The organism is Occallatibacter sp. (genome assembly GCF_049802275.1).
Lineage (GTDB): Bacteria > Acidobacteriota > Terriglobia > Terriglobales > Acidobacteriaceae > Telmatobacter.
Genome location: NZ_JBARMD010000347.1, coordinates 1 through 11634, shown reverse-complemented (window position 1 = coordinate 11634; position 11634 = coordinate 1). Strand labels below are relative to the sequence as shown.

Genomic DNA, 11634 nt, shown 5'->3' with positions numbered 1-11634 from the left:
CCGGCAACGACAAGGACGTACTGGCCACACGTGTCTCCTACCAGTTCGATTTGCGGGGCCCGAGCGTCAACGTGCAGACGGCGTGTTCGACGTCACTCGTTGCGGTTCACATGGCCTGTCAGAGTCTGCTCAATCATGAATGCGATATGGCTCTGGCTGGCGGAGTCACGATTGAGGTCCCTCATGGACATGGTTACACCTATCGTGAAGGAGAGATTCTCTCCCGGGACGGCCACTGTCGATCTTTCGATGCGGCTTCCAGCGGCACCGTGTTTGGAAGTGGTCTGGGAATTGTGGCACTGCGACGCATCGAGGATGCCCTCGCAGACCGCGACCATATCCACGCGCTGATTCTCGGGTCGGCAATCAACAACGATGGAGCGCGCAAAGTGGGATACCTGGCGCCCAGCGTCGAAGGGCAGGCCGAGGTCATCCGTGAGGCTTTGGAGATTTCCGGCGTCAGTGCCGACGATATCTCCTATGTCGAAGCGCACGGCACAGGGACAGTAGTCGGTGACCCGATCGAGATCAGAGCACTCACACTGGCCTTTCGTCATTCGACAGATCGCAAGGGTTATTGCAGAATTGGATCCTTGAAGTCCAATGTGGGACACCTCGATGCGGCTGCCGGCGTTGGCGGATTAATCAAAACGATTCTTTCCCTAGAACACTCGCAACTTCCTCCCACTCTTCATTTTCAGAATTTGAATCCTCATATCGAGCTGAAGGATAGTCCATTCTTTTTTAGCAACAAGTTGGCGGACTGGCCCTCAAACGGAAAGCCGCGACATGCGGGTGTGACAGCATTGGGGATTGGAGGCACGAACGCCCATGTTGTTCTCGAAGAAGCACCGAAATCGACTGTGTCGCGGTGGGGAAGTTCTTATCAACTCTTAACGGTCTCTGCGAAGACTGAAGCCGCGGCAGAGCATGCCTGGAACAATCTCATTGCCCACTTGCGCGAGCACCCCGAGCTCAATTTGGCTGACGTTGCCTTCACCTGCCAGGTTGGTCGCCAGGAATTCCTGTTCCGTCGCGCAGAGGTTGTCAAAGATTCCGGTGAGCTCTGGAGCGCAGTTGGAACCGGGGGGCGTCGTCACTTTGTATCCGCCGTCGCCGACAAAGTCGCACCGCCGGTGGTCTTCATGTTCTCTGGGCAGGGTTCGCAGTACGTCAACATGGGCCGTGAACTTTACGATAACGAGCCGGTCTTTCACGATTGTCTCGATCTCTGCGCGCGACACCTTCTTAAACATCTCGGCCTTGATCTGCGCGAAGCGCTCTACCCATCAGAGCAGGACAAGCAGGCGGCTTCAGAAAAGCTTAATCAAACCTGGCTTACGCAGCCGGCTCTCTTCGCCATCGAGTACTCGCTCGCCCGCTGGTGGATGTCGTTAGGGATAGAGCCAGTCGCCATGGTGGGCCACAGCATCGGGGAATACGTAGCTGCATGTCTCGCTGGCGTCTTCTCCCTAGAAGATGCTCTCGCAATCGTCGCCTGCCGTGGACGACTGATCTATGATCTTCCCTCGGGTTCGATGCTCGCCATTCCGCTTCCCGTCGCGGACCTTCATTTGAATGGCACACTGTCCCTCGCCGCCGTTAATAATCCGAGACTATGCGTAGTTTCCGGTCCCACGGACGCAATAGCGGCGTTTGAAGAGACGCTTGCAAAAGATTCGGTTGCCTGTCGGCGCTTAATCACTTCGCATGCATTCCATTCCGAAATGATGGAACCCATTCTCGAGTCTTTCCAGAGCCTGCTGTCGACCATCTCACTTCAACCTCCGCGCATCCCATATCTCTCGAATGTCAGCGGAACCTGGATCAAACCAGAAGAAGCCACCAGTCCAGCGTACTGGGCGCGCCACATTCGCCGGACGGTTCGTTTCTCAGACTGTCTCTCCGAGCTTTTCCATAAGCCCGAACGAATTCTGATTGAAATTGGGCCTGGCAACACGCTTACATCTCTGGCTCGCCAACAAGGAGGCAAAGAGGCCAAGGCGTATCAATCGCTTCCGCATCCTCGTGACACGGCTACTGACGTTAGTTGCGCACTTCAGACCCTCGGACAGATCTGGACACAAGGCGCCAAAGTTAACTGGGCAAAGCTGCATCCACTCGGCTCTGCGCAGCGGGTTTCATTGCCAACCTATCCCTTCGAACATCAGAAATTCTGGATTGAGCCGGATCAAGTCCAAGCGCCCATCTCGCCCTCGCCTGAGGTCGCTCCGCAGCCAAGTGGCGGCAAAGAGCTACCGATCTACCGGCGAGTTTGGAAACCCGCTCCGGTGAGTGCTGGACAAATCAACGGGGTCAGTTGCTGGATCATCTTCAATGACTCACTGGGACTTGGCAACCGCATCGCGGCTACGCTGCGAGAAAAGAACCAAGACGTGGTTCTGGTCGCATCCGGCACTGCGTTTAAGCACGCAGAACGAGGGGACTTCACCATACGACCCGAAATTCGTGCGGACTATGATGCGCTCGTCACTGAGGTAGTGAAGAATGGATATCAGCCCGACAAAGTTCTCCATCTCTGGTCCGTGACTTCGGAGAATGGGGATCCACGACTTGAAGAAACACTGGAGCGAAGCTTTTACAGTCCCCTTTATCTGGCGCAGGCCCTGGCCGATCAGGATATTTGCAACTCTGACATAGCGTTCGTCAGCAGCCGGATGCAACAGGTTTCAGAAGAGCCGGTTCGCAATCCAGCTCGCGCTGTGGTGCTTGGTCTGGCGCGAGTCATCCCGAAGGAATTACCGGGGATCACTTGCCGCAGCATCGACGTCGATCTGGAAGAAGTCCAGCGGGAGCAATGCGCAACCCAGATCGTCGCCGAACTCATGTCGCTTCGTGAGAACGCTACGATCGCTTTTCGTAACGGTGCGAGATTTGTTGAAACACTAGAGCAATTGAGCCTGGAAGGCACCTCTGAAATCCCGCGGCTGAAGCAAAGAGGCATATACCTTATCACCGGGGGATTAGGCGGCATTGGGCTGATTGTCGCTGAGCATCTCGCGCGCGAATTCAACGCCCGCCTTGTACTCGTCAGTCGTTCCGCGCTTCCTCCCGAAGAAAAGTGGGAAGCCTTCCTCGATGACGCACAAGGAACTGTAGCCGATAAGCAGAGGATTCGACAGCTCATTGCTATCCGGTCTATTGGCGGTGGCCTTCTGGTTGCTCACGCCGACGTTACGAATCTTCGTCAGATGCGCACCGTCGTTGACATGGCGCGAAAACAATACGGAAGAATCGATGGCGTTTTCCATGCTGCAGGTGTCCTCGACGACGGTCCGCTGATGCTGAAGACCGCGGAGAGCGCGGCGCGCGTACTCGCTCCGAAGGTGCACGGAACCCTGGTTCTCGAAGAGGCACTTGGTGATGCTTCACTAGGCTGCTTTGTCCTGTTCTCCTCCATCAGTTCCATCTTCCCGCCAGCGGGACAGGTGGACTACGCAGCCGCCAATGCCTTTCTTGATGCTTTCGCTCTGAGCCGCAAAGGCCTGGTGACGGTTGTCAATTGGGGTGCATGGCGCGATGTCGGCATGGGTGCCCGCTCCGCCTCACCACACCCATTGCTTAAACAGCGCTTGCTCGAAACTCCCCGAGAAAAGGTGTATGCAACCCAGTTCTCTATCGAAAATCAATGGCTGCTCTCAGAACACAGGATGAAGATCGGCAAGGCCCTGATTCCCGGAACGGGGTACCTTGAAATGGCCGCGGCGGCCTTTACGCGTGGCTCTTTCGCCGGCCCTATCCAATTTGAGAATGTCTTTTTTCTTGCTCCGCTCACCTTCGGTCCTCTTGAATCCAAAGAAGTTCGAGTCCAACTGCGACTTGATGAGGAAGGCGTCGTACACAAAGGAACCTTCCGTTTCTCGATTTTCGCAAAGGCTGGCTCTGTACCGGCAAGCGATTGGGTTGAGCATTCCACCGGCCTCATCGCGCCATGTTCTGGGCATCCGCCTACGAGCATCGATCGTGCGGCCGTCACTGCTCGCTGCAATGAACTCGAAATCGCCTTTGACGAACAACACAGAACCAGGCAGGAGCAATATTTCGACTTCGGTCCTCGATGGCGCTGTATCAACCGGCTCAATATCGGCAAGGGCGAAGGCTTGGCCGAGTTGCAATTGGATGCCAGGTTCTCCTCAGACTGCTCCACATTCCTTATGCATCCCGCCCTGCTCGATCTGGCTACCGGCTGCGCGCTCTACCTTACAGACGGCTACGCGTCCTCTGCCGATCTTCACCTGCCGCTCTCTTACAAGCGGATTTGCATCTACCATACATTTCCTTCCCGGATATTCAGTCATATGCGCGCCCGGCCAGAGAACGTGCTTCATGGAGAAGTTGAGATCTTCGACATTACCCTGTTCGATGAGCAGAACCATATATTGGCAGAGATCGAAGGCTTTACCATGCGCCGAATCAAAGATGGCGGAGAGGTTGTCGCGGCCCATGGGATGCTCCGCCACGCCGAACTCAGTGGCGGAGAGCAGCGAATCGAAGTTGCCGACCATCCCGGAATTCCTCCGCTCGAAGCAGTTCGAGCCTTGACACGTATTCTCCGCGCTTCAATCCCACCCGTGATCGTGGTCGTCTCCGAGCCCATCGGGAATCTGAACTCCATCAAACCAACCCAATCGCCGCAGCCGCCTCGCGCCATTGCTCCTGATGTTGCGACGGGGAACGAGCGCATAGACGAGACCTTGACGGCATGGTGGCAAGACCTGCTCGGAGTCGAGCACGTGGCACCGGATGATGACTTCTTTGAGCTCGGCGGCCATTCGCTGGTCGGTGTCCGTCTCCTCGCCAAGATCAAGAAGAAGTATCAGGTGGACCTTGAACTGGCCGTCCTCTTTGAAGCGCGGACTGTGCCCCATCTCGCCGAGGTGATTTCCAGAAAGAAGCAACCGGCGAATGACAAGCCAAAAATCTGGTCGTCGCTGGTGCCCATTCAAACCAACGGCACGCGCGTTCCCCTGTTTTGTGTCCACGCAATTGGGGGAGATGTCCTCTTCTACCAGCAGCTATCCAATGCACTCGGCCACGATCAGCCTTTCTATGCCTTCCAGTCTCCTCTCGTCGCCGGCGAAGTTCGCGAGACGACCCTTGAGGAACTGGCCTCAATCTACGTCAACGAGCTTCGAGCCTTTTACCCAGACGGGCCCTATTTGCTGGCGGGAGCGTCTCTGGGTGGACATATAGCCTTTGAAATGGCCAGACAACTCAGCGCGCAAGGTGCGGAGCCAGCGTTGCTCGTCCTCATTGACGCCGGCATTCCCGGGAGCGCTGAACCTCTAAAAACCAGAACCAAGCTCCATTCATTCTTGAAGAGATTGCACAAAGGCCGCTTGAGGTTTTTTATGCGGGTACTCTCGGGAAAGATTGCATATGCGAAGCTATTGCTTACTCGCCGCATTCGGATAGTGGAGTGTGCCGGCTATCGACTCGCGGGTCGCCAACTGCCTATGCGGCTGCATTATTTTCAGGCCGAGGAAGCTCACATACGGGCCCTTCAGCGTTATGTCTTTCAGTCCTATCCGGCAAAAATCACGCTCTTCAGGGCGACAGATCGCGGGGAAAGTCTCGGATCACGCGAACACCCAACGCTGGGCTGGGGTCGATACGCTGGAGGCGGCGTGGAGATACACGACATCTTCAGCGGGCATATTTCCATGCTCTTTGAACCCTATGTTCACAATTTCGCTAAGGCACTCAACGCTATCCTGCCATCTTGAGTCACTCGCCAAGCTACTTTGCTGATGTGTGCGAAGACCGCGCGCATGCTCGCAAGTGGTCGTGGTCGGCAGTCACACAACAGCTCCCATCCTCGCGAAAGAACCAGCCATCGCCGGCTTCCTTCCACCAGCCCTTGTCGCTCTCGAGTCGCCGCAAACTAACCACTCCGAAGCGCCAGGCGGACTTGTCGCCTTCAAACGGCTTTTCCGAAAGCAGGTCCTGGTAGTGTGGAACCGGCCATGTATAGTCCAGCACTTCGTAATGGCTAAGCGTGCCTTGCAACCAGCCATTGAATTGCTCCTTGATGGACACCCCGGGAAGCATGGGATAGAGGGTTATTAAGTTGGCTGTCCCACTCTTCTCTAGCCGCGTAGGGATGGCACGAACGATGTTGCATAGAATATTGCAACCGTCGACGCCTCCGCTCCAGAAGTTCTCTCCCACATGATTACCGCTATCGGGAAGATAGGGAGGATTTGCGAGCAGCAAATCGCAGGTTCCGTCAATAGAATCGAAAAGATCGCTCAAGACGAACTCCATGTTTCTAATCCCGTTCATGGCGGCGTTGAATCGCGCGAACTCGAGCGCGCGCGGGCTGATGTCGACGCAAACAACGCTCCCACAGTGTTCGCTGGCCAGAATCGCATGCACACCGGAGCCCGTTCCCAAATCGATGGCGCGCTTTCTTGGATCACGCTTTACCATTCCGCCGAGAATAAAACTCTCCCCCCAAAGCCACATCACCTGGTTGATGCTTATGTTCTTACATGCGCGGTCGGTAACTATGAACTTTCCGTAGCACGGGAAAAGGCACAACCTGGAATACAGAATCGAGCCATCCTTTTCCGCGAGTCCAGTCTCAATAATCGTGTCGACAAAAGCTGAGGATAGGTGCCGCCTGAGCTGATCCATCGGCACTTCGCGCCCATCGATTAAGAGTTCCAAAAGGCAGTCAACGGGATCGTTCTCATTAGGTTCCCACTTGCGTCGGAGCGTCGACCAGAAATTGACGCCGAGGCGCGGAAAAACGCCCAGGCGCCTCGCGCAATTCGAGAGTGTGTACTGGCACCGCGTCAATTCGTCCGCAAGGATCGACATGCGCATAGGATCGGCCAGAATCCTGGGTGGCGAAACGGCTTCTGATATTGTCGCGATCAAACCCATCGTTGATACTCCTCGAATGCCGGATAGCGGACTACCGGGCATTTGTGCCTGTGAAAGTTTCCCCGTGACTCAGCTCGTAAGCCGGCTCCACGAAATCGCTTCAAGCGATCAGGAGTTGTCAAGTTCCCCAGGTGCCCGGACCTGATCCTCAGTGATAAGCGGATACCATTGTCCTGGCGCCGTAGTCAGATAGTTGGCGCTGACCGGCATCGGGCGCATCTCAATCAGTTGAAGATCGAAAGCAGATGCCCCTTGCGCCATCACGGCGATGCGATGTCCAGCGTGTTCGAGATGGCTGAAAAGCCAACCATCAGCCTTCTCATCCAGAGGCGAATCCAATTCCAGACGTATCCCCGCCCGCCCGCCATACAGAAAAGAGACCTTGTTCAGTGAGTGGGTCAGTCCCATTCCTCTCGCTTTGAGGTAAGCCTCCTTCAGCGTCCACAATGACAAGGCGCGATCCGATTTCTCGGCATCGCGCATTCCCACGAATTGCGCTAATTCCATCGGGGAGAAAACCTCGTGGCCGAGCTCGACAATCCTCACCCCACTCTCGTATGGCTCTGCGTCGACTCCGATTTCAGTCCCGTGAGAAATCAGACAAACCACGAGTCGCGGAGAATGCGACAGATTGAATCTCAATCCGCAATCCGGAACAATAAATGGCTTGCCATACTTTTTCAATTCAAAACGCCACGAAGAAGGCGCCACGGGACGATAGTGAGAGAGCGCAGTGCGAACGAGAACGCGAGTGGTCAAGTATTCGCAGCGCTGCTTGTCAAAGCGGAAGGCCTGCCAATGTGCGCGCTCCTCTTCGCTCAACATCGTCGCGCATGCTTCGGCAATCGTAGCCGGCTTGAAATCTTCCGGATTCGCGCACCAAAGATGAAGTAGTTCTTTCTCCATATCGACCGAATAATTCGTGCAGACCACCCCGTCTTTCGCTTTTCCCTGCCCTTAATACTTCTATTCGATGACTTCAGTTCCATCGAGTCTGTGCAACCCGTCACTCTGGGTGGTGACTCGAAGAGTAAACCCTGCGCTGATCGCGTGCCGACTCTATTAAAGGCGTTTACCCCTCAAGCACTTGACTGGCTTCGCCCAAAACACTCGGCGGCAAACCTCAATTACGTGTGACTCACATCACGGTCAGCTGAGATGCGCAAGTCTGCGCCAAGGCCCCCTTATGATCATCCCTTCCGGCGGTATTATTCGTGATCTTCTTAGTCTCGTCTTCAAGTTCGTGGCAGAACAGCAGTCTTGATCTTTCCCACCAACTACGGCATGTCAAGAGATCTGTTGCCGCATTCCGCTAGGCAAGTTTTCCGCGGAAGTGCGACGTTTCATCTGTTAATCCAATCGCCTCGTAATCGAGCGCAGTACAATTGCGCTTGCCGGATATCGCCTTCTAAGAAGACCGGCGGAAGCTGGTAACCGTGATTCACGAGCGCGTCGTATATCCAATTCGAGAAGAGCCACCCATAAAGCACCGCCGCGCTTTCCTTTGGGTGGCCCTCGCTGTTCTTGTCGTCCTTTTCAGCACACGAACCGCGATCTCCTACTACGTCGATTCGCTCTGGTTTTCATCTCTCGGCTATTCAGAAGTGTTTTGGAGAACACTCCAGTTCAAGTGGATCGCATTCGCCCTTCCCTTCGTCCTGACATTCCTCTTCCTATACGGCTGGTTTGCGGCGCTTAGGCGCGGCTGCCGCGAAGAACTGCGCAACGCCGGAACCGTCGTCCTCGGCAGCCGCACATTCGAGCTTCCGGTCGATCTCGTCTTACGCGTTGGGTCACTCATCGTATCGGCATTCATCGCTCTCCTCGCTGCTGCCAGTTTTATGAGCGAGTGGTCTCGTTTCGCCCTGTACTGGTTTGCAGGATCGAGCGGCAGCGGTGTTCACGATCCCATCTTCGGCAAGAGCCTTGGATTCTACTTCTTCACGTTACCCGCCCTGCAGTTCGTTTTCGGCTGGCTGCTCATGCTCGCCATCTTTAGCTGCGCAATCGCCGGACTCTTTCTTCTATTGACCGGCAGCTCGCAGATCTTCAAGGACCATACCTACGGCATATCCACATTTCCATGGCGTGCGCTTTCGGCCTCCTTCGCATTTCTTCTCGTCGTTGTGGCATTCCGAACGTGGCTTGGCCGCTTCGATCGGATTCTCACCGACTACACGATATTCGGCGGCGTGACGTACACCGATGATCACCTTCTTCTCGGCGGAGCCCTCGTCATCTGCGCCGCCCTCATTTTTGGCGCCGCGATTGCCGCAACCAACATCGTCCTGCGCCCGCGTGTGAGTCGCCTCGTTGCTGCGCCTGTGCCGGCCGTGCTCTGTTTCCTTGTAATTCAGGCCTTTGCCTGGTATATGACCAGTTTCATCGTCAAGCCCAACGAACTGGTCCGCGAGCAGCCGTACATCAGCCACAACATCCAGTTCACACGTCAGGCCTTCAACCTCGATCAGGTCGCGCAGCACGAGTTTCCTGCCGAGATCACCGTTGAAGCTGCCGATGCCGCGAATAACCAGGCCACTCTCCAGAACATTCGCCTCTGGGACTGGCACGCACTGCAGGATACGCTGCGGCAGATCCAGGAAATTCGCACCTACTACGACTTCCCCGACATCGACATCGATCGCTACCAGATTAACGGCGAAGAACGCCAGGTCATGCTCGCCGCACGCGAGTTGAATGTCGAAAAGCTGCCTGAGAGTAGCCGCAATTGGATCAATGAAAAGCTCATCTACACGCACGGCTACGGCATCACCATGAATTCGGTAAACGGGTTCACGCCCGAGGGCCTGCCCACCATGCTCCTCAGCAATATGCCCATCCAGAGCACGGTGCCGTCGATCCAGGTAAAGCGACCGGAAATCTATTTCGGCCAGCTTACCAACACCGACGTATACGTTAAAACCCGCCAGAAGGAGTTCGACTATCCGCAGGGCGAAACCAACAGCATGACCACCTATGAGGGAAACGGCGGCATCGAGTTGGGTGGATTTCTTCGTCGCGCCCTGATCGCGTTCGACCGGGACGACCTTGCCAAGCTCCCTTTCAGCGACGACATCAACCCAGAGAGCCGATTGCTGATGCGGCGTAACGTCTTTGATCGCGTTAAGGCGCTCGCCCCATTTCTCACCTTCGATTCTGATCCGTACATCGTAGTGGGCGATGACGGAAGGCTATCGTGGATGCTCGATGCATTCACGACATCAGACAGTTACCCCTACTCGACTCACTTTGCATTGGGAAATGATCAGATCAATTACATCCGGAACAGCGTGAAGGTTGTCATCGACGCATATAACGGAAATGTAAGCTTCTACGTCTTCGATCCCAGCGATCCCATCATCTCTGCCTATCGCAACGTCTTTCCTCAATTGTTCAAAGATGCCTCGACTATGCCCGCCGATCTTCGCAGGCACGTGCGTTATCCCGAATTGCTCCTGCGCCTTCAGGCCACTGCATACGGCCTCTATCACATGACGGATCCGGTCGTCTTTTACAACCGCGAAGATCTCTGGACCGTCGCCTCCGAGGTCGGCATGACATCGTCAGGCGATCAGGCCACACAACCGATGGATCCGAACTTCGTACTGATGAAACTGCCCGGAGAGTCGTCTGTCGAATTCATTGAGATTCTTCCTTTCACGCCCTCGAATCGCAATAACCTGATCGGCTGGATCGCTGGTCGCAGCGACGGCGCGAACTATGGCACCTCCGTCGTCTACAACTTTCCAAAGACGCGTCTCGTCGACGGTCCCCTCCAGGTGGAAGCGCGGATTGACCAGAACGCGCAATTATCCGGACAGCTTACCTTGTGGAACCAGCAAGGATCCCACGTGCGTCGCGGCACACTCCTCGTCATTCCGTGCGGCAAGGCTCTCATCTACGCCGAGCCCATTTACCTGCAGGCCGAACGTAGCCCCATGCCGGAGTTGCGTCTTGTCGTGCTTGCGCTGCAGGATCGCCTCGCCTACGGCTCGACTTTCGAGGCTGCTCTCCGTTCACTCTTCGGCGGAGAAGTCTCCAGCCTCACTTCGGAACCGTCAACCGGCGCTCAACTATCGAAGACCACGATTGCAACCAATCCCACTGGGCAGTCCGAAGATCTCAACACGCTTATCCATGACGCGGCGAGAGATTTTGAAGACTATCAGCGCCTTACCGCACAGGGAAAGCTGGGCGAAGCTGGACAAAAACTCGAGCAGCTAAAAAGCAAGCTGAATGCACTCAACAGCAGGCGCAAGTAATCTTCTCGGGGACATGCCGGGGGGAAGCGCGCTGTTCTTATGAACCACGGCATGGCTTTTCCTTTGAATGCATCGTCGAAATATGTTGACGATGGAATTTCAGAATGATAGAAATTGGCCGTGCGCAATCGATTGCGCTTCCAGACTCGGACCACTCGGAACAAAACAGGAGTTCCAGCTTTGAATCCTGAAGCACCTTGGCAATTCATAACCCGTCGACAGATCCTGCAATCATTGGCCGCTGCGGGCGGGTGTGCGCTTCTGCCGTCAAAACTCCTAAGCGCGGCTTCATGGCAGGCGAGAAATGGCGATGAAGCCTTCCTCGACGACCTCGAGCGCCAGGGATGTCTCTTCTTCTGGGAGCAAGCCAGCCCCACCACCGGCCAGGTTCTCGATCGAGCGCGCAATGATCTCGGCGGCAGCCGCGATCCGCGCCGCATGGCCAGCATCGCCGCAACCG

Annotated in this window: 4 protein-coding genes and 1 pseudogene; 3 read left to right on the top strand and 2 right to left on the bottom strand. The window is 55.6% G+C overall.

What is annotated here, in order from left to right; genetic code table 11:
- The first annotated feature begins 20 nt into the window (after positions 1-20).
- On the top strand, positions 21-5747 hold the full coding sequence (locus WA354_RS12135) for an SDR family NAD(P)-dependent oxidoreductase (protein ID WP_472813273.1): 5727 nt from the start codon (positions 21-23) through the stop codon (positions 5745-5747).
- Between the two features lie 13 nt (positions 5748-5760).
- Here WA354_RS12135 and WA354_RS12130 read toward each other — a convergent pair whose 3' ends face one another.
- A complete protein-coding gene (locus WA354_RS12130) occupies positions 5761-6912 on the bottom strand; it encodes a methyltransferase (protein ID WP_472813272.1) in 1152 nt (383 codons plus the stop codon).
- Between the two features lie 108 nt (positions 6913-7020).
- Positions 7021-7845, bottom strand: coding sequence for a 4'-phosphopantetheinyl transferase family protein (locus WA354_RS12125; protein WP_472813271.1), 825 nt, complete (start codon positions 7843-7845; stop codon positions 7021-7023).
- 503 nt (positions 7846-8348) lie between these two features.
- On the opposite strand from WA354_RS12125, the gene WA354_RS12120 reads away from it, so the two are divergent.
- The gene (locus tag WA354_RS12120) at positions 8349-11174 is read left to right on the top strand and encodes a UPF0182 family membrane protein (protein WP_472813270.1); all 2826 of its coding nucleotides are present in this window, start codon (positions 8349-8351) and stop codon (positions 11172-11174) included.
- 180 nt (positions 11175-11354) lie between these two features.
- Positions 11355-11634: pseudogene (locus WA354_RS12115) on the top strand (hypothetical protein); the annotation flags it as partial.

Bases quoted from the DNA above. Each gene is read 5' to 3' on its own strand.
- WA354_RS12130 (WP_472813272.1), bottom strand. From the start codon at position 6,912: ATGGGTTTGATCGCGACAATATCAGAAGCCGTTTCGCCACCCAGGATT.